Below are 18,175 nucleotides of genomic sequence, written 5' to 3' on the forward strand. Positions count from 1 at the left end.
TCATGCTCGTAGGACGTCGGCGTATCGTCCCCGGGAAACAGCGCAATCAACCGACCGGCTTCGTCGTACTGATAGGCCGTCACCGCCCCCAGCGGATCCTGCTCGACCGTCAGCCGGCCTTTTTCGTCGTAGGATTTGAAGTGCTGCGCGCCGTCCGGATCGATCCGCTGCACCAGCCGTGCGCGCTGGTCGTGTACGTAGACTTCCTGGCTGCCATCGGCGTTGTGCACGGTGACCGTGCCGTTGTCGTCCCACACATACCGCGTGTCCATCTGCGAAAAGCTGGCCCAGTGCCGGACACATCGCGCCGCCTTGCCGGACCGTTCCCACTCCCAAAAGAAACTCGCCCCACCGGCCAGTTCCCGCTCCAGGATCACCTGCTGATCGTCGTACCGATAACGCTCGCTTTCGCCGACAGCGTTGGTCGCCTCAACCAACCGCCAGGCATCGTCGTACGTGTAGGAAACAACGTTCTGTTCGGTGACCCAGCCCGGCTCCCGCTGCACCTGATAGTCGACGGCAACGATATGGCCGTGCTCATACCGCAGCAGCAATCCCTGGCCAACATGGTTATCGATCCGCTGAATCCGCCCTGAATAATCGCGGGAAATGCGCAGCCGGTTGTCGTAAGCGTCACTGATCGCCGTCAGCACACCGTCACGGAAGTGGTAGAAAAGCGACGCCTGAGCCAGCACCCATTCATCCGGCAAAGCACCCAGATAAATCGCCGCTTCCGCCAGGCTATTGGTGATGGCCGGCCGTGCAGCAGAGGGCAGGGGAAAGGTGGTGCTGCGGTTTTCGTGATCGGTCCACACCACCGATCCGCCGCTCACCACCAAGCGCTGCGCCAGCGCATGACTCCAGCCAAACCCCAACCCGCAATCCACTTCCACGGCACTGCTGCGATACAACCGCGTCCAGACAAATGGCAGCACACCCTCCAACGAGCCATCCGTGAGGGTCAGCAGTTCCTCACCAGTAACCATCGATACCGGGCAGCCATTCGTACAGGTGCTCGCCGAACAAGCCGACGCATCCCCATTGGGGTTTTTCGCCGAAGCCGGGGCATCATCCACATGTTCTTGCTTCACCAGCGCCGTGCGCGCCGCCTTAGGCTTTCGGACCAGCGCTGCCGGATTCGAAACCTCGTTTACACCGGCCTTCAACGGCACGGCCGCTGCCTTGATCGACACTGGGTCATTTTTAAGCGACACCGGCTTAAGCACACTGGGGTGCCAGTCCAGCCGTGGTGCCTCGCCCAACTTGACCATCTGCTCGAGTAACACCCGTGCCCGGCCGGACCTGACCTTGCCCAGCACCTGCGGGCCCAAACGCACCGCCACACCCATGCCGCCAGTGGCCAACAGCAACAGCAGGTTGAGCAGTACCTCGGAAGTCATTTCCCCCAGCAGCTCGTTCATGTCCGGCGGCGGAAGCAATTGCGCCCAACTGACCATCGCCGACAAATAGATGAACAACAGCGGTTCATCGCTCAGCACCAGAAGACCGTTGGCAATGGCCTCATTGCTGAGCTTCAACAGCTCTTCAAGCTCGCCTTGGGAGAGGTACTGCAGCAACTTTTCGCTATTGGGTTTGATGTCCGCCAGCCAGTCGTACAGGTTTGGAATACCGTCCCAAAGGCTGTACAGCGTGTTCGTAATCCCTCGCACAAACGCGGCGTCCATCAACTTGCGACGGTCGAGGGCGCTGGCGTTTGAGTACTGTTTCCACTGCTCTTCGAAGGTGCTCGTCCATTCACTGCGCAAGCTGCTTTCCAGTGAGCTGATCACCGACTGATAGGAGGCGTAGAGCGCCTTGACGTGATCCTTGGAAACATCGGGGTAGAAGCTGACCTGATACTGCTGGTCGCGCGTGCAGTCGGTGATTTCCAGGATGCCGCTGGGGCCGATGGTTTTATGAATGGGGGGACCGATCAGGCTGCCGTCCTCGGCGATGGCCTGGAGCATGACCGGCGTGTTGCCGATCGGCACAAACCGCTTGCTCTCAAACATATGCACCAGGGTCAGCGCACCATTGGGTTTGCACATTGCAACGGTGGTACTGGGGGCTTTAGAGGAAACAGGCGCGACCAGCGCGACCTCATCCCCAACCTTGAACACCTGCTCGACTTCCAGCGACGAAAAGCTCCAGAAGCTCTCAGCCCAATCGTCAAACGAGTTAAGGCACTCCCTGAAATTACGAAAGACCGCTTCAACGTCCTTCGTCTCCACATCCATGGGAGCCAGGGCCAACCTGCCTAGGGCGGGATTCAAGAGGCAGCCCCATCGGGCAGAGCATTAATCAAAAAAAACATCGGCGTTCCCTCGCGCTGTGTGATCAGGCGAGGGACTTTGCAGAGGTTTGTAAGAGAAAGAAGTCAGAGCTATCCACTGCTACTGATAGGACGTTTCGCCAAATCCCCGGCTAAACCGACCCGTTTTCGTAAGCCAAATCTCCGACAAAAATAAATCCCACAAAACCCACATACGCAACAAATCCAACTTGACAGCTTCCATTCCCTTGGCGTCTATTGACGTACCCGCTGGATCATTTCGCAGATGTCCCAGGATGCTCAATGAAGACTGATACCTCACTGACCCACATGCCCAGCGTCCTGCACGCAGCCGAAAGCATCCGCCAAGGCACACTGACCCCTGTGCAACTGGTCGAGCAAAGCCTCGAAGCCATCAAAACCCACAATCCCACACTGAATGCCTTCGGCGACGTCTACACCGAATCCGCGCGGGAGCAGGCTGAAATCCTGACCGCAGAAGCGCAGGCCAACCAATTTCGTGGCCCGCTCCACGGCATCCCCTTCGGCATCAAAGACCTGTTCTCCACCGCCAATCTGCGCACCACCCGCGGTTCGCTGACCGGCCTGGACAACGTCCCCACCCAGGACGCCCCGATCATCCGCCGCCTCAAGGAGGCCGGCGCGATCATCCTCGGCAAGACCGCCACCACCGAATTCGGCTGGACCGGCGCCAGCACCTCCCGGGTTTTCGGCAATGGCCGCAACCCCTGGAACCCCCAGCTCACCAGCGGAGGATCCAGTTCCGGCTCGGCCATTGCGGTGGCAGCACGCATGGTCCCGGCCACGCTGGGTTCCGACGGCGGCGGTTCGGTGCGCATTCCCGGCGCCTTTTGCGGTGCATTCGCTCTTAAAGGCTCTCTGGGGCGCATCCCCACCTGGCCCTGGTCCGCCACTGAAATGCTCAGCCACGCCGGCCCGATCACCCGCACCGTGCGCGACAGCGCGTTACTCTTCGATATCCTCTCCGGGCCCGATCCGCTGGATCACCAGGCCTTGCCCGCGCCCACCGAGTCCTACCTGGCGCGCTGCGACCAACCGCTGGGCCCTGTGCGTGTGGCGTATTGCCCGACCTTGTTCGATACGCCGGTGGACCCGGTCATCGCCGCCACCGTCGAAGCGGCGGTGCATTACCTTGCGGATGAGCTGCCGGTCACCGTCACCACCCTGAACCTGGACTGGCAAGACCCGCTGGCCACCTTCGAAACCCTGTGGGTCGGCGGGCGCGGGATCGCTTATGGCAAATCCCTGGCCGATCGCCTCGACCAACTGGACCCGGGTTTCGCTGCGCTGATCAAGCGCTCCGCCGATTACGATCTGGCGGCCTACCTCAAGGCTGTGCAGCAACGTGCACTGTTCGCCAATCAGGTACACGCGCTGTTTAATGACTACGACGTACTGCTGATGCCGACGATGCCGATCCTGCCGTTCGCCGCCGACCGGGTTGCCCCCGAGGGCTGGCCGGGCGAGGAGGGCGCGGTGCCCTGGGCCCGCTGGACGCCGTTTACCTATCCGTTCAATATCACCGGCAACCCCGCTGCCAGCCTGCCCTGCGGCTTCAGCCCGAGCGGTTTGCCGATTGGCCTGCAGGTGATCGGCCCACGTTTTGCCGACGCCCAGGTGCTGCAATTCTGCGCGGCCGTCGAAGCCATCGCCCCCTGGGATCAGCACCTCCCCCCGATGCTGATGCCTTGATTGATTGCACCCGGAGTGGGCTCAAAAGAAGCCCGCCCGTGATAAACGCTTTGTGTTGTCCTGCCCTTTCACACCCTGATGAGTGAGAGGTACCCGTGACCCTGTCCATGGCTGTATTACGTTCTATGCTCCCCGCTGGACCGGCTCGCGCCGCGTTTCGCCGTGGGGCGCGCAATACCGGCCGCCTGAACCTGCCCTGGAATACCTCTTTTATGCTCAACCAGCCACGTCTCGACGAAATCATGCTCCTGCTCACCCAACACCAGCGCGTCAAGGCGTCGGACCTGGCGCAGGCGCTGTTCGTCTCCGAAGAAACCATCCGCCGCGACTTCAAGTACCTGGAAGAAGCCGGCAAGCTGCGGCGCATCCACGGCGGCGCGATCCTGCCGCGACTCAACGAAGAACAGCCGCTGCAGGTGCGCAGCCGCATCAAGCCCCAGGCCAAGACGCGTATCGCGGTGTGTGCAGCGAAGCTGGTGAGCGAAGGCATGGTGCTGTTCCTCGACACCGGCACCTCGACCCTGGCCCTGGCCCAGCAACTGACCGCGTTCAGCCAGTTGCGCATCATCACCAACTCCCTGGACATCGCCCGCCTGATCACCGAGCAAAGCGCCAACCAGGTGCTGGTGGTGCCCGGCGATGTGCGCCGCAACGACAACGCGCTGATTGGCGCCCACACCCTGGAATTCGTCCGACAGTTCCACTACGACATTGCCTTCATGGGCATCGGCGCTGTCGACCTGGAGCTGGGGTTCATGGACTACCAGGAGCCCGAGGCGCTGCTGCGCCGGGAACTGACCAAACACAGCCTGCGCAGCGTGATCCTGGCCGATGACGCCAAGTTCGGCCACCGCACCTTTATCAATACGCTGCCGTTCAGCGCCATCACCACCCTGGTCACCAATCGTGCGCCGTCCAACGACTTTGCGACCCGCCTGGAGCAAGCCCATGTCGATATCCTTTACCCCTGAGTTGCTGGTGCCCAGTGAACAGGACCTTGAAACCTTCGAGGCGCTGTTCCGCGACACCTCGGCCATCGGCGCGACCAAGGCCGGTGGGCTGCATCGCCTCGCCGCCTCGGCTGAAGACGGCGCCGTGCGCGACCTGTTCGCGGCCTGGCTGACTGAACGCGGTTTTGACGTGCGTGTGGATGCAGTGGGTAACATGTTCGGTTTGATCACCTTTAATCCAGAAGCGCCCTACGTGCTGTGTGGTTCGCATCTGGACAGCCAGCCGAGTGCCGGGCGTTTCGATGGGGTCTATGGCGTACTGGCCGGCGCAGTCGCGGTGGCCAGCCTGGCTCGCCAACTGCGCGAGCGCGGCGAAGTACCGGCGTGCAACCTGGCGGTGGTGAACTGGACCAACGAGGAGGGCGCGCGTTTCCAGCCCAGCCTGATCGGCAGCAGCGTGTTCACCGGTGACCTGGCACTGCAGGACGCCTGGGCCTGCCGCGATGGCGATGGCATCAGCCTCAAGCATGCGCTGCAGCAGATTGGTTATCTGGGGGAGGGCCGCGTCGAGCTGGACGTCGCCGGTTATGTGGAAATCCACGTCGAACAAGGTGGTGGCCTTGAGCGCGACGGGCTGGCCATCGGTGTGGTGCGCGACACCTGGGCCGCCCTCAAGCAACGGATTCGGTTCATCGGTGAACAGAACCACACCGGTCCTACACCCATGGCTGCACGCAAGGATGCCTTGCTGGCCGCCGCCCACGCGATCACTGCGGTGCGGGCCGAGGCCGACCTGCACGGCGTGCAACTGCACAGCTCGGTGGGGCGCCTGGAGATCTATCCCAATTCCCCCAACGTGGTGCCTTCCAGCGTGACGTTGCATGTCGAGTACCGCTCGCCCGACACCGAATTACTGGCCGCAGCCGGTGCGCGCCTGGACGCCAGCCTCAAGGCCACCGCCAGCGCCACGTCGACTGACTACAGCATCGAAAGCCGCGCCCTGCGTGAGCCGAGCCACCTGCATCACGGTTTTGCCGAGCTGGCCTACGGCGTCGGCCAGCAACTGCGCTTGCCCATCGGCAACAGCGTCACCGTGTCAGGCCACGACGCCATCAGCCTGAGCCGGCATTACCCGGTGTGCCTGCTGTTTATCCCGAGCAGCAATGGCGTGTCCCACAACGAAGCGGAATTCACCAGCGAGCAGGACATGCGCAACGGCCTGCACATGCTGACCGCGTTGCTGCACCGCGCCTGTTCCACCCCCAACGCCTACCGCTGAGGTCTGCCATGTCGAGTCGTTTGCAAGCAAAGTCACGGCTGCTGGGCGCCCTGGAGGCCGCCGGCTTGTCCGCCCATGTGGTGGTCGAAGAGGGCACCGCCGGGATTGCCTCGCCGGTACGCCTGGCCACCGAGTGGGCCGGTTTTACCGTCAGCGCACCGTGGGGCCAGTGTTACGCCAAAGTCTTGCATGACGACATGCGCGCGCTGATCGACATTGAACGCACTGCCCGCGCCACCCAACTGGCAGCTGATTGCGACGTGACGCCGGGTGTGCGCCTGGTGGATGCCACGGCCGGCGTGTTGCTGCTGGATGCGTTGCCCACCAGCGAGTGGCGTTGGGCCCGCCTCGACGAATTGATGCAGCCCCAGCGCCTGCAAGCGCTCTGGACCCTGAAGAAACAACTGCACCAAGGCACCTCGCCGGGCTTCGCCCGCTCGCCGCTGCAAGACATCCAGCACCTGCGCGAATTATGCGTGCGCTACAGCGTGGCCTTGCCCATCGACCACGCCTGGATCAGCACCTGCATTGACCTGGCCTGGACCTCGCTGCAACTGAACGCCAGCGACTCGGTGCCGCTGCACGGCGACGGCGTGGCGAGCAACGTGATGATCGGCCCGGACGGCGCCTTGCAACTGATCGACTTCGATTACGCCGGCAGTGGTGATCCCTGGTACGACGTGGCCATCAGCCTTAACGAGTTGTACGTCTTCGAAAACGACTGGCGCGAAGGCATCCATGCCTGGGCCGGCGAGTGCCGTGAAAGCGACTATGCGCGCTGCCGCTTGTACGCCTTGATCAACGATTGGTACTGGACGCTCTGGGGCCTGTGGGTCGGCGCTACCTCGGCGCGGCCGCTGGAGTTTTCCAAGGTCGGGCAGTGGACGCTGTTGCGCTGCCGCCAAAGTCTGCAAGACCCGCGGTTTGAAGGTTGGCTACGTCAGGTACAGGAGGGGCAGGCATGAAAGCGTTAGGTGAGGCGTGTACGCCACAAGAGTGTCAGCTGGAAGCGGCGGTGCGCGGGGTTGCCAGTTGGGGCGGCACCGGCATTCGTTATGAACCGGTCAGCGGCGGGATTTCCAACACCAACTGGCGGGTGGAAGTGGCCGGGATCGACACTGCGTATTTCTTCAAGGTGCCGGGCGTGGGCACCGAGATGTTCATCGACCGCCGCACGGCCCACGACGCCAGCCTCAAGGCGGCGCAAACCGGCTATGGCGCGCCGGTGTTCGCATTCCTTGAAGAGTTCGGCGTGGAAGTCTTCGAGTTCATGGAGGGCTGGCGCGCCTCCTCCAACCACGACTTCCTCGACCGCGACGTGCGCCACAACGCGCTGCACGCCCTCAAGGCGTTCAACGACCAGCCGCCACTGGTGCAGACCAAGACCGTGTTCGACATGATTGCCGAGCACCAGCGGCAGGTGGAGCAACTCAACGGCTGCAAGCCCGCCGACGACGCCTGGCTGCGCCGCCAATGCGACCGCGCCCGGGGCGTGCTGCAAGCTTCCGGCATCGACCTGGCTCCCTGCATGAATGACACCCTGGCGGGTAATTTCATGCTCAACGACCGTCGGCAAATTCGTCTGGTGGACTTCGAATACGCCTCCAACAACGACCGGCATTACGAACTGGCGCTGTGGTTCGGCGAAATGTTTTTCACTGATGAAATGGAACTGGCCCTGATCGAGGATTACTTCGGCCAGGTCACCCCGCAGAACCTCGCGCGCATCAAGTTGCACAAGGCCCTGGCGGACATCAAATGGTCGACCTGGGCGATGGTGCAGCACGCGGTGTCGCAGCTGGATTTCGACTTCTACAAATACGGCACCTGGAAGCACATGCGTGCCCGCAGCATCATCAACGATTCGCAATGGGAAACCTGGCTAAGACAGGCTTGAGCCTGCGCCAGACAACAATAATGCATTGAATGAAGTCACTTGGGCGCTGATTGGTGCCTGCGTTTTCACTGCTTGATTTTTGTTTGATCACACAAAAAAACGATCCACAAATTCAAGGAGCACCCGACTCATGAAATCTGATAGCGCACCACCCGGACGCCTGAAAAGCCAACTCTTTGGCGTGTACTTTTTCCTGTTGCTGATGCTCGCCTTATTCCCGCCGTTCTATTTGAGCGTGAGCGGCAGTACCGCGTTGGTACTGGGCATACCGTTGCCGATCTTCTACTGGATCGCCGTTGCCGTCCTCGCAGGCCTGGGCCTGTGGGCGTTGTACGTCGCCGAATTGAAGGCCGGCGAAATACCCGAAGAGGGGGATGCGCAATGATCAGCACCGCCAGCGATGCCAACCTCTTTATCACCTTCGGCGTCATCGGCCTGTTCCTGGCCGGGATGATCGCCGTGCTGTACGCCACCAACCGCGAGAGCACGAGTTTTTCCGATTACGCCGTAGGCGGGCGCTCCTATGGGCCGTGGTACATCGCCATGTGTTACACCAACTCGTGGTGGCCGGGCTCGACCTTTACCGCGTTTTTCGCCCTGACCATCGGCGGCGCCCTGGGCTTCTACGGCATGGTCTACGCCACCCTTGGCGTGACGGCAATGTACCTGATGGCCCGCCGCGCGTGGACCTGGGGCCAGCGTTTCAACCTGCGCACCCAGCCGGACTTGCTCGGCATGCGCTTCAACAGCCCGGTGGTCAAGCGCGTGGCCTCGATCATCGGCATCATCTCGGTATTCCCGTGGGTGGTGATGGGCATCCAGGCGTTGGCGATGTTGTTCCAGTTCGCCAGCTTCGGCCGCTGGGGCGTCACCACCTGCCTGGTCGCCGGCGTGGTGGTGGTGCTGGTGCGCCAGTACTGGACCGTGAGCATGGGCATGCGCGGGCTGATCATGACCGACATGTTCCAGGGCCTGATCGCCTATGTCGTGTGTGCGGCGCTGTGTGTGTTCCTGCTGTTCGGCGACCAGGCGTCGTTCTCCAACCTGTCGCACCTGCCGGCGAAAATGTTGCTGATTCCCGGCGCCAGCGGCACCGGTTACGGCCCGCTGTACATGTTCAGCCTGATCTTCACCGGCGTGATCGGCTCGATGTGCTGGCCCATGAGCTTCCAGCGCATCTACACCGCCAGCGGCGTCAAGGCGGTGAAGAAAGGCACGCTGTACACGATCCTGTTGGTGGGTGGTTTCTACGGGATTCTGATGCTGTTTGCCGCGGCCATCAGCCAGGACCCGAACGTCATCGCGCACCCGCAACAAGGCTGGTTCCTCTCGCTGTTCGACATCGGCGGGCCGTGGATGCTGGCGCTGGCTATCGTCATCGTACTGGCGGCGAGCATCGGCCACGTCGACGGCTGCGTGCAGGTCTGCGGCACCCAGTTCGCCAACGACCTGGCTACCTGGAACACCCCGCGTACCGATCGGCAACTGACGCTGCTGGCCAAGTCCGGGATGGTGGTGTTTATCGTTGCCGCCTCGGTGCTGGCGTACCTGACCTTTGATTACGCGCGACTGCAATTGCTGGCGCAGATTTCCTACCAGGGGATTATCCAGTTGGCGGTGCCGCTGTTCTTCGGCATTTTCAGCCGCCGCGGCAACAAGGAAGGCGCGATTGCCGGGATGCTGGCGGGGATCGTGATGGCGATTGTGCTGACGACGATGTACCCGGACGACATTCCCGGGCTGGGGTCGTTGACCAGCGGGATTGTGGGGCTGGTGGTCAATGCGGGGATTTTTGTGGCGTGTGCATGGGCGATCAAACCGAGTGCGCAGGAGAGTGCTCGGGTGGAGCAGTTGTTTGAAATGGCGGCGCCAGGGCGCAAAGTGCCAATGGGGGCAAGGCCGGTCCTGAACTGAACCCACTTCTCAAACCCAATGTAGTTCCAATGTGGGAGCCGGCTTGCTCGCGAATGCAGACTGTCAGTTAAAGCATCAGCGACTGATATACCGCATTCGCGAGCAAGCCCGCTCCCACATTTTTGATTGTGTTTCTACACAGCATTCCCGTTTTGTCGCAGGCGTTTGTAGAGGGTATTGCGGCTGACGCCAAGCTCTCTGGCCAGGTGAGAGATATTCCCGCCCACCGCCTTCAGTCGCTCATTCAGGTCCAGACTGTCATCCACTGCATCACACACCGGCACCACCCCATTCAAATCCACAAAAAAATCATCCGGCAAATGTTCCACCCGAATCGGCTGCTCTTCCGCCATGGCCAGCGCCACCTGCAACACGCTACTCACTTGGCGCAGATTCCCCGGCCACGGATGCTGTTCAAACAAGGCCAGCACCTCGTTACTCAACCCGGCCCACTGCGTCGGCTCGCGATGCTGTTGCCACAGCTGCTTGAACAGCGCCCGTTTATCCGTGCGCTCCCGTAGCGGCGGCAGCTCCAGGGTCAGGCCACCGATGCGGTAATACAGGTCTTCGCGAAAACGCCCGAGCTGTACCTGTTCGCGCAGCGAGCGGTTGGTGGCGGAGATGATCCGCAAATCCACCGGGTACAACTCGCTGCTGCCTACAGGCTGCACACAGCGTTCCTGCAATACCCGCAACAGCCGGGCCTGGGTCGGCAGGGGCATGTCGCCGATCTCGTCGAGGAACAGCGTGCCTTTGTCTGCCTTGCGGATCAGCCCGATGCTGCCTTTCTGGTTGGCGCCGGTGAATGCGCCTTTTTCATAGCCGAACAGTTCCGACTCCACCAGTTCGGCGGGGATCGCTGCGCAGTTGACCGCGATAAACGCTTGTTGGCTGCGAGAGCTGGCCTGGTGCAGGGCTTTGACGAACACTTCCTTGCCGACACCTGTTTCACCGTGGATCAGCAACGGAATATCCTTTTCCAGCAGGCGCTCGGCCTGACGCACGGCCTTTTCCACGCGGGCATCGCCGAAGTGCAGGGTCTTGAGACTGATGGCCGTGGGGCCAGGTTCGCGGGGCTTTTTCGTTTCCACAAACACGCGAGCCTGCACTGGCGCCTGTTTCGGCCGTTTCAGCAGGCACTGGAAACGGTTGCGTCCGGCGGCTTGCAGCGAGAAGGGCAGGCCTTCGGGCTGGTTGAGCAGTTCCAGCAGCGAGACCTTGAACAGGCTGTCGATCAACACCCGCGACAGGCTGATGCCCAGCAGGTTGTCGGCCCGGCGATTGGCCGACAGTACCTGGCCGCTTTCATCAAAAATCAGCAGCCCGGCCCATTGGCTGTCGAGATTGTTCAACCCGGTATTGAACGTCAGCTGGAAATGCTCACCGCGAAACAGGTTGAGGATCAGCCGGTTCTCGACGGTCTGGCTCATCATCTTGACCATGCCGAGGGTGTGGGAGGGCGGCAGGTAGCTGTCGCTGGACACATCCAGCACCGCGATGATTTCCCGCTGCGCATCGAAGATCGGCGCTGCCGAGCCGGTCATGAAACGGTTGGCCTTGAGGAAGTGTTCGTCATGTTCGATATGCACTGCCTGGGCACAGGCCAGGGCAGTGCCGATGGCGTTGGTGCCGCTGGAGCGCTCCATCCAGCTGGCGCCGGCGCTGAAACCACGGGCCAGCTTGGGGTCGATAAAGCGTTGGGTGCCCCACGAAGTCAGCACCTGGCCCTGGTTGTCGGCAAGCATGATCAGGCAGTTGGAATTGCTGAGGATGTTTTCGTAGTAGGGCAGCACTTCCTGGTGGGTGGTCTGCACAAGGGAATGCTGGCTTTCCAGCAACTGGCTGATGCCGTCTGCGGGCAGTTGGTCGAAGCTCGGTGTGCTCTGGTGATCCAGGCCATAGGCCCGGCAGCGGCGCCAGGAGTCCTGGATGATGGCATCGTGCGCCAGCGGTGTGCTCATGGCGGTGACCCTTGCTTTATTGTTGTTCTGGGGTGCGGAAGGCCCGTTCAGTGTTGTTCAGAACTGTTCATTGTCAACCCGCCGATTGTTCAGTTGTTCAGCCTGACCTGTTCATTTCTGTTCAGAGGCGAATCGCTGTTTTGCCTAACTCGTTGACCGGCCTGAGGTTTGGGTTGTTGGCACGGAACTCGCTCTGTGCTCCTGCCAGAACCATTCCAATAATAAAAAGGTCGTGTCATGTCATTGACCCTGGAGCACGTCACTCGCGTTGTCGAAGGCCAAACCTGGATCGACGACGCCAACCTGCGTTTCGAAGCCGGTTCCTTCAATGTATTGCTGGGCCGCACGCTCTCCGGCAAGACCAGCCTGATGCGCCTGATGGCCGGCCTGGACAAGCCCGACAGCGGGCGCATCCTGATGAATGGCGTGGACGTCACCCAGAAGCCGGTGCGCCTGCGCAATGTGTCGATGGTCTATCAGCAGTTCATCAACTACCCGACCATGACCGTGTTCGAGAACATCGCCTCGCCGCTGCGCCAGGCCGGAGTCTCTGCCGAGCAGATCCAGAGCAAAGTCCTCGAAACCGCGAAAATGCTGCGTATCGAGAAATTCCTCCAGCGTCACCCCCTGGAACTCTCCGGCGGCCAGCAGCAACGCACCGCCATGGCCCGGGCGCTGGTCAAGGATGCCGAGCTGATTCTGTTCGATGAGCCCCTGGTGAACCTGGACTACAAACTGCGCGAAGAACTGCGCCAGGAAATGCGCGAGCTGTTCAAGGCACGCCATACCATCGCGATCTACGCCACCACCGAACCCAACGAAGCCCTGGCCCTGGGCGGCACCACCACGATTCTGCATGAGGGCCGGGTGATCCAGAGCGGCAAGGCGGCCGAGGTCTATCACCAGCCGCAAACCGTGCTGGCGGCCGAGCTGTTTTCCGAGCCGCCGATCAACCTGATGCCCGGGCGCATCAGTGGCAATGAAGTGAGCTTCGCCAACTTCGTGCACTTTCCGCTGAACGTTGACCTGCGGCCCATCGGCGAAGGCGAGTTTCGCTTTGGCGTGCGCCCCAGCCATATCAGCCTGGTGCCGAGCAACGACGATGACCTGGAATTGGCCGTGACCGTGGAGGTCGCCGAGATCAGTGGCTCGGAAACCTTCCTGCATGTGCGCAGCGAACACTTCCTGCTGGTGCTGCATTTGCCCGGGGTGCATGAGTACGACGTCGACGCGCCGATCCGCATCTATATCCCCACCCACAAACTGTTTGTGTTCGATGGCCAGGGACGGCTGGTCCAGGCCCCCGGCCGACGTGTCGCGAGGGTTGCCTGATGGCCGAGATCCATTTGCAGAACCTGGCCCACAGCTACAGCTCAAAGCCAAACGGCCCCGAGGACTACGCGATTCGCGAGATGAACCACGTCTGGGAGCAGGGCGGCGCCTACGCGTTGCTGGGGCCGTCGGGCTGCGGCAAGTCGACCTTGCTCAACATTATCTCCGGCCTGCTCAGCCCGTCCGAAGGCCAGGTGCTGTTCGACGCCAAGGTGGTCAACGAGCTGACCCCGGAAAAGCGCAACATCGCCCAGGTGTTCCAGTTCCCGGTGGTGTACGACACCATGACCGTGTTCGATAACCTGGCTTTTCCCCTGCGAAACCAGGGCATGGCCGAGGCGAGGATTCACAGCAAGGTGCAGGAAATTGCCGAGGTGCTCGACCTGCAAAACCTGCTGGACAAAAAGGCCCGCAACCTCACTGCCGATGAAAAGCAGAAAGTCTCCATGGGCCGCGGGCTGGTGCGGGATGACGTGTCGGCGATCCTGTTCGACGAACCGCTGACGGTGATCGACCCGCACCTGAAATGGAAGCTGCGGCGCAAGCTCAAGCAGATCCACGAGCAGTTCAACATCACCATGGTCTACGTGACCCACGACCAACTGGAAGCCTCGACCTTCGCCGACAAGATCGCGGTGATGTACGGCGGGCAGATCGTGCAGTTCGGCACGCCCCGGGAGTTGTTCGAGCGGCCCAGCCACACCTTTGTCGGCTATTTCATCGGCAGCCCTGGGATGAATCTGATTGAGGTGCAGGCAGAGGCGGGCGGTGTGCGCTTTGCCGGGACACATCTGGCGTTGCCCGAGGCGTTGCAGCAGCGCATTGGCGAAACGCCTTACAAAAGGCTGCAGGTCGGCATCCGCCCGGAATTTATCCATGTGTGGGATGAGCACAATCCCGACGCGCTACAGGCGCAAGTCACCCATGTGGAAGACCTCGGCACCTACAAGATCATGACCCTCAACCTCGATGGCGCACCGTTGAAAGTGCGCCTGGCCGAAGACAAACCGGTGCCCGAGGGCCAGGCGTCCATCAGCTTTCCGGGGCAGTGGCTGATGGTGTATGCCGATGACTACTTGCTTGAGGTGCAGCCATGAACAAGGTGCAGAACAACAAGGCCTGGTGGCTGGTATTGCCGGTGTTCCTGCTGGTGGCCTTCAGCGCGGTGATCCCGATGATGACCGTGGTCAACTACTCGGTGCAGGACATCTTCGACCAATCCAGCCGCTACTTCGTCGGCGCCGACTGGTACAAACAGGTGCTGCTGGACCCGCGCCTGCATGACTCGCTGCTGCGTCAGTTCATCTACTCGGCGTGTGTGCTGTTGATCGAGATTCCGCTGGGCATCGCGATTGCCCTGACGATGCCCACCAAGGGCCGATGGTCGTCGCTGGTGTTGATCGTAATGGCGATTCCGCTGCTGATTCCGTGGAACGTGGTCGGCACCATCTGGCAGATCTTTGGCCGTGCCGACATTGGCCTGATGGGTTCCACGCTCAACGCGATGGGCATCAGCTACAACTACGCCGCCAACACCATGGACGCCTGGGTCACGGTGCTGGTGATGGACGTGTGGCACTGGACGTCCCTGGTGGCGCTGCTGTGTTTCTCGGGGCTGCGGGCGATCCCGGATGTGTACTACCAGGCGGCGCGGATTGATCGGGCGTCCAGCTGGGCGGTGTTCCGACATATCCAGCTGCCAAAACTGAAGAGCGTGCTGTTGATCGCGGTGATGCTGCGCTTCATGGACAGTTTCATGATCTACACCGAACCGTTTGTGCTGACGGGCGGCGGGCCAGGGAACGCCACCACCTTCCTCAGCCAGACGCTTACCCAGATGGCCGTAGGCCAATTCGACCTGGGCCCGGCGGCGGCGTTTTCGCTGGTGTACTTCCTGATCATCCTGTTGGTGTCCTGGCTGTTCTACACCGCCATGACCCACTCCGACGCCAACCGCTGAGGCCGCCAACATGAGCAAGCGCAAGCTGATCCCGCTGCTGGTCTACATCCTGTTCCTGCTGGTGCCGATCTACTGGCTGCTGAACATGTCCTTCAAGAGCAACACCGAAATCCTCGGCGGCCTGACCCTGTTTCCGCAGGACTTCACCTTCGCCAACTACAAGGTGATCTTCACCGACCCGAGCTGGTACACCGGCTACCTCAACTCTCTGTACTACGTCAGCCTCAACACCGTGATTTCCCTGAGCGTGGCGCTGCCGGCGGCCTACGCGTTCTCGCGCTACCGCTTCCTCGGCGACAAGCACTTGTTCTTCTGGTTGCTGACCAACCGCATGGCGCCGCCGGCGGTGTTTTTGCTGCCGTTCTTCCAGCTGTATTCGTCCATTGGCTTGTTCGATACGCATATCGCGGTGGCCTTGGCCCATTGCCTGTTCAACGTGCCGCTGGCGGTGTGGATTCTCGAAGGTTTCATGTCGGGCGTGCCCAAGGAAATCGACGAAACGGCCTACATCGACGGGTACAGCTTCCCCAAGTTTTTCGTGAAGATCTTCATCCCGCTGATTGGCTCGGGGATCGGCGTCACGGCGTTTTTCTGCTTCATGTTTTCCTGGGTCGAGCTCCTGCTGGCACGCACGCTGACGTCGGTGAACGCCAAACCCATCGCCGCAGTGATGACCCGTACGGTTTCGGCCTCCGGCATCGACTGGGGCGTGCTGGCGGCGGCGGGGGTGTTGACCATTTTGCCGGGCATGCTGGTGATCTGGTTCGTTCGCAACCATGTGGCCAAGGGCTTTGCCCTGGGCCGGGTTTGAGGAGTCGATGATGGAATGGATGGCCTGGACCACCCCGACTGCACTGTTCTTTGCCGCGATCGGCCTGCTGCTGGTGGGCATGACGACCTGGGAATTGCGCTCGCCGAGTATCCCCCGGCGCGGCTTTTTACCGATCAGCACCACCCGTGGTGATCGCTTGTTTATCGGTCTTCTCGGCAGCGCCTACCTGCATTTGTTGGTGATCGGCGTAACCGGCTGGAGCATCTGGGTGGCGTCCGCGCTGTCTCTGGTGTGGCTGTTGTCTGTGATGCGTTGGGGCTAGCTGCCCCTTTTGAACCCCAAAACCAGGAGGTCTCTATGTTCGATAAAAACAATAAGCTGCGACATAGCATTTCATTGGCGGCCGTGCTGGCGCTCAGCGGGCTCAGTGCTGCGGCCTGGGCGGATGCTTATGAAGACGCTGCGAAAAAATGGATCGGCAGTGAGTTCAAACCGTCGACCCTCACCGAAGCCCAGCAGCTTGAAGAGCTGAAGTGGTTTATCAAGGCCGCGGAGCCGTTTCGTGGGATGAAGATCAACGTGGTGTCGGAAACCCTCACCACCCACGAGTATGAATCCAAGGTGCTGGCCAAGGCCTTCAGCGAAATCACCGGGATCAAGCTGACCCACGACTTGCTGCAGGAAGGCGACGTGGTGGAAAAGCTGCAAACCCAGATGCAGTCCGACAAGAATATCTATGACGGCTGGGTCAACGATTCCGACTTGATCGGTACGCACTTTCGCTATGGCAAGACAGAATCCATCACCGACCTGATGGCCAACGAAGGCAAGAACTTCACTTCACCCACCCTGGACATCAAGGACTTCATCGGTATTTCGTTCACCACTGCGCCCGACGGCAAGATCTACCAATTGCCCGACCAGCAGTTCGCCAACCTGTACTGGTTCCGCGCCGACTGGTTCGAACGGGCAGACCTGAAAGCCAAGTTCAAGGAGAAGTACGGCTATGAACTCGGCGTGCCGGTGAACTGGTCGGCCTACGAAGACATCGCCAAATTCTTCAGCGAAGACGTCAAGGAAATCGACGGCAAGCGCGTCTACGGGCACATGGACTACGGCAAGAAAGACCCCTCCCTGGGCTGGCGCTTCACCGATGCCTGGTTCTCCATGGCCGGTGGCGGCGACAAGGGCCTGCCCAACGGTTTGCCGGTGGACGAATGGGGCATTCGCGTGGAGGACTGCCACCCGGTGGGCTCCAGCGTCACCCGTGGTGGCGACACCAACGGCCCGGCGGCGGTGTATGCCACGCAGAAATACGTGGACTGGATGAAAGCCTATGCACCACCGGAAGCGGCGGGCATGACCTTCTCCGAATCCGGTCCGGTGCCGTCCCAGGGCAACATCGCCCAGCAGATCTTCTGGTACACCGCGTTTACCGCCGACATGACCAAGCCGGGCCTGCCGGTGGTCAACGCCGACGGCACGCCGAAATGGCGCATGGCGCCATCACCCGTCGGGCCTTACTGGGAAAAGGGCATGAAGAAGGGCTATCAGGACGTAGGTTCCTGGACCTTCCTCAAGTCGACGCCCGAGAAGCAGAAACTGGCGGCCTGGCTGTACGCGCAGTTCGTGACCTCGAAAACCGTGTCGCTGAAAAAAACCATCGTTGGCCTGACGCCGATTCGTGAGTCTGACATCAACTCCCAGGCCATGACCGACCTGGCGCCGAAACTCGGCGGGTTGGTGGAGTTCTACCGCAGCCCGGCCCGGGTGGAGTGGACCCCGACCGGCACCAACGTGCCGGACTATCCACGGTTGGCGCAATTGTGGTGGAGCCATATTTCGGAAGCGGCCAGCGGAGAAAAGACGCCGCAGCAGGCGCTGGACGGGTTGGCCAAGGATCAGGACGCGATCATGACGCGCCTGGAACGCTCCAAGGTGCAGCCGATTTGCGGGCCGAAAATGAACGAAGAACGGGATGCGCAGTACTGGTTCGACCAGCCGGGCGCGCCGAAGCCTAAGTTGGCAAATGAGAAGCCACAGGGTGAGACGGTCAGTTATAACGAGTTGCTGAAGTCGTGGGAGGCGGCGCGCAAGTAACCCA

At 61.3% G+C, this 18,175-nt stretch carries 15 protein-coding genes; 13 read left to right on the forward strand and 2 right to left on the reverse strand.

The window, feature by feature from the left end; genetic code table 11:
- The coding region (locus HX817_RS17000) for a DUF6531 domain-containing protein (protein WP_177040634.1) at positions 1-2,237 on the reverse strand (2,237 nt) is incomplete at its 3' end.
- Between the two features lie 365 nt (positions 2,238-2,602).
- Here HX817_RS17000 and HX817_RS17005 point away from each other — a divergent pair.
- The 7 genes from HX817_RS17005 (at position 2,603) to HX817_RS17035 (ending at position 10,046) form a co-directional block, all read left to right on the forward strand.
- Entirely contained in the window at positions 2,603-4,006 is a 1,404-nt protein-coding gene (locus HX817_RS17005; protein WP_032899092.1) for an amidase, read from the forward strand.
- A gap of 212 nt (positions 4,007-4,218) precedes the next feature.
- On the forward strand, positions 4,219-4,977 hold the full coding sequence (locus HX817_RS17010; RefSeq protein WP_008433061.1) for a DeoR/GlpR family DNA-binding transcription regulator: 759 nt from the start codon (positions 4,219-4,221) through the stop codon (positions 4,975-4,977).
- The gene (locus tag HX817_RS17015; RefSeq protein WP_177040635.1) at positions 4,955-6,235 is read left to right on the forward strand and encodes a M20 family metallo-hydrolase; all 1,281 of its coding nucleotides are present in this window, start codon (positions 4,955-4,957) and stop codon (positions 6,233-6,235) included. Before HX817_RS17010 ends, HX817_RS17015 begins: the two co-directional genes overlap by 23 nt.
- A gap of 8 nt (positions 6,236-6,243) precedes the next feature.
- Positions 6,244-7,200, forward strand: a complete 957-nt coding sequence (locus HX817_RS17020; RefSeq protein WP_177021223.1) for an aminoglycoside phosphotransferase family protein — start codon at positions 6,244-6,246, stop codon at positions 7,198-7,200.
- Positions 7,197-8,132, forward strand: coding sequence for a choline kinase family protein (locus HX817_RS17025; protein WP_003218516.1), 936 nt, complete (start codon positions 7,197-7,199; stop codon positions 8,130-8,132). Before HX817_RS17020 ends, HX817_RS17025 begins: the two co-directional genes overlap by 4 nt.
- Before the next feature lie 130 nt (positions 8,133-8,262).
- Positions 8,263-8,517 (forward strand): hypothetical protein, encoded by a 255-nt coding sequence (locus HX817_RS17030; protein ID WP_177040636.1) that lies wholly within the window; start codon positions 8,263-8,265, stop codon positions 8,515-8,517.
- On the forward strand, positions 8,514-10,046 hold the full coding sequence (locus HX817_RS17035; RefSeq protein ID WP_177040637.1) for a sodium:solute symporter: 1,533 nt from the start codon (positions 8,514-8,516) through the stop codon (positions 10,044-10,046). The genes HX817_RS17030 and HX817_RS17035 overlap by 4 nt, the downstream gene beginning before the upstream one ends.
- A gap of 134 nt (positions 10,047-10,180) precedes the next feature.
- Here HX817_RS17035 and HX817_RS17040 read toward each other — a convergent pair whose 3' ends face one another.
- Positions 10,181-12,007 (reverse strand): sigma-54-dependent Fis family transcriptional regulator, encoded by a 1,827-nt coding sequence (locus HX817_RS17040; protein WP_177040638.1) that lies wholly within the window; start codon positions 12,005-12,007, stop codon positions 10,181-10,183.
- Between the two features lie 237 nt (positions 12,008-12,244).
- Between HX817_RS17040 and HX817_RS17045 the strand changes: the two genes are divergently transcribed.
- From HX817_RS17045 to HX817_RS17070, 6 genes are read left to right on the forward strand one after another with little or no spacing between them, the layout of a single operon-like run.
- Entirely contained in the window at positions 12,245-13,339 is a 1,095-nt protein-coding gene (locus tag HX817_RS17045; protein WP_003218524.1) for an ABC transporter ATP-binding protein, read from the forward strand.
- On the forward strand, positions 13,339-14,436 hold the full coding sequence (locus HX817_RS17050) for an ABC transporter ATP-binding protein (RefSeq protein ID WP_177040639.1): 1,098 nt from the start codon (positions 13,339-13,341) through the stop codon (positions 14,434-14,436). The genes HX817_RS17045 and HX817_RS17050 overlap by 1 nt, the downstream gene beginning before the upstream one ends.
- Positions 14,433-15,299: a carbohydrate ABC transporter permease gene (locus HX817_RS17055; protein ID WP_003218527.1), complete on the forward strand. Its 867-nt coding sequence runs from the start codon at positions 14,433-14,435 to the stop codon at positions 15,297-15,299. The genes HX817_RS17050 and HX817_RS17055 overlap by 4 nt, the downstream gene beginning before the upstream one ends.
- A gap of 10 nt (positions 15,300-15,309) precedes the next feature.
- Positions 15,310-16,110 (forward strand): carbohydrate ABC transporter permease, encoded by an 801-nt coding sequence (locus tag HX817_RS17060; protein WP_003218530.1) that lies wholly within the window; start codon positions 15,310-15,312, stop codon positions 16,108-16,110.
- A gap of 10 nt (positions 16,111-16,120) precedes the next feature.
- On the forward strand, positions 16,121-16,393 hold the full coding sequence (locus tag HX817_RS17065) for a DUF2160 domain-containing protein (protein ID WP_003218532.1): 273 nt from the start codon (positions 16,121-16,123) through the stop codon (positions 16,391-16,393).
- A gap of 35 nt (positions 16,394-16,428) precedes the next feature.
- A complete protein-coding gene (locus HX817_RS17070; RefSeq protein WP_003218534.1) occupies positions 16,429-18,171 on the forward strand; it encodes an ABC transporter substrate-binding protein in 1,743 nt (580 codons plus the stop codon).
- The last annotated feature ends 4 nt before the right edge of the window (positions 18,172-18,175 follow it).

Origin of the sequence: Pseudomonas sp. C6002, from assembly GCF_013385805.1 — a bacterium.
In the GTDB taxonomy this organism is placed as follows: Bacteria; Pseudomonadota; Gammaproteobacteria; order Pseudomonadales; family Pseudomonadaceae; genus Aquipseudomonas.

Excerpts from the sequence above, each read along its gene's own strand:
- HX817_RS17005 (WP_032899092.1), top strand. The coding sequence starts at position 2,603 with ATGCCCAGCGTCCTGCACGCAGCCGAAAGCATCCGCCAAGGCACACTG.
- HX817_RS17010 (WP_008433061.1), top strand. The coding sequence starts at position 4,219 with ATGCTCAACCAGCCACGTCTCGACGAAATCATGCTCCTGCTCACCCAA.
- HX817_RS17015 (WP_177040635.1), top strand. The coding sequence starts at position 4,955 with ATGTCGATATCCTTTACCCCTGAGTTGCTGGTGCCCAGTGAACAGGAC.
- HX817_RS17020 (WP_177021223.1), top strand. The coding sequence starts at position 6,244 with ATGTCGAGTCGTTTGCAAGCAAAGTCACGGCTGCTGGGCGCCCTGGAG.
- HX817_RS17025 (WP_003218516.1), top strand. The coding sequence starts at position 7,197 with ATGAAAGCGTTAGGTGAGGCGTGTACGCCACAAGAGTGTCAGCTGGAA.
- HX817_RS17030 (WP_177040636.1), top strand. The coding sequence starts at position 8,263 with ATGAAATCTGATAGCGCACCACCCGGACGCCTGAAAAGCCAACTCTTT.
- HX817_RS17035 (WP_177040637.1), top strand. The coding sequence starts at position 8,514 with ATGATCAGCACCGCCAGCGATGCCAACCTCTTTATCACCTTCGGCGTC.
- HX817_RS17040 (WP_177040638.1), bottom strand. The coding sequence starts at position 12,007 with ATGAGCACACCGCTGGCGCACGATGCCATCATCCAGGACTCCTGGCGC.
- HX817_RS17045 (WP_003218524.1), top strand. The coding sequence starts at position 12,245 with ATGTCATTGACCCTGGAGCACGTCACTCGCGTTGTCGAAGGCCAAACC.
- HX817_RS17050 (WP_177040639.1), top strand. The coding sequence starts at position 13,339 with ATGGCCGAGATCCATTTGCAGAACCTGGCCCACAGCTACAGCTCAAAG.
- HX817_RS17055 (WP_003218527.1), top strand. The coding sequence starts at position 14,433 with ATGAACAAGGTGCAGAACAACAAGGCCTGGTGGCTGGTATTGCCGGTG.
- HX817_RS17060 (WP_003218530.1), top strand. The coding sequence starts at position 15,310 with ATGAGCAAGCGCAAGCTGATCCCGCTGCTGGTCTACATCCTGTTCCTG.
- HX817_RS17065 (WP_003218532.1), top strand. The coding sequence starts at position 16,121 with ATGGAATGGATGGCCTGGACCACCCCGACTGCACTGTTCTTTGCCGCG.
- HX817_RS17070 (WP_003218534.1), top strand. The coding sequence starts at position 16,429 with ATGTTCGATAAAAACAATAAGCTGCGACATAGCATTTCATTGGCGGCC.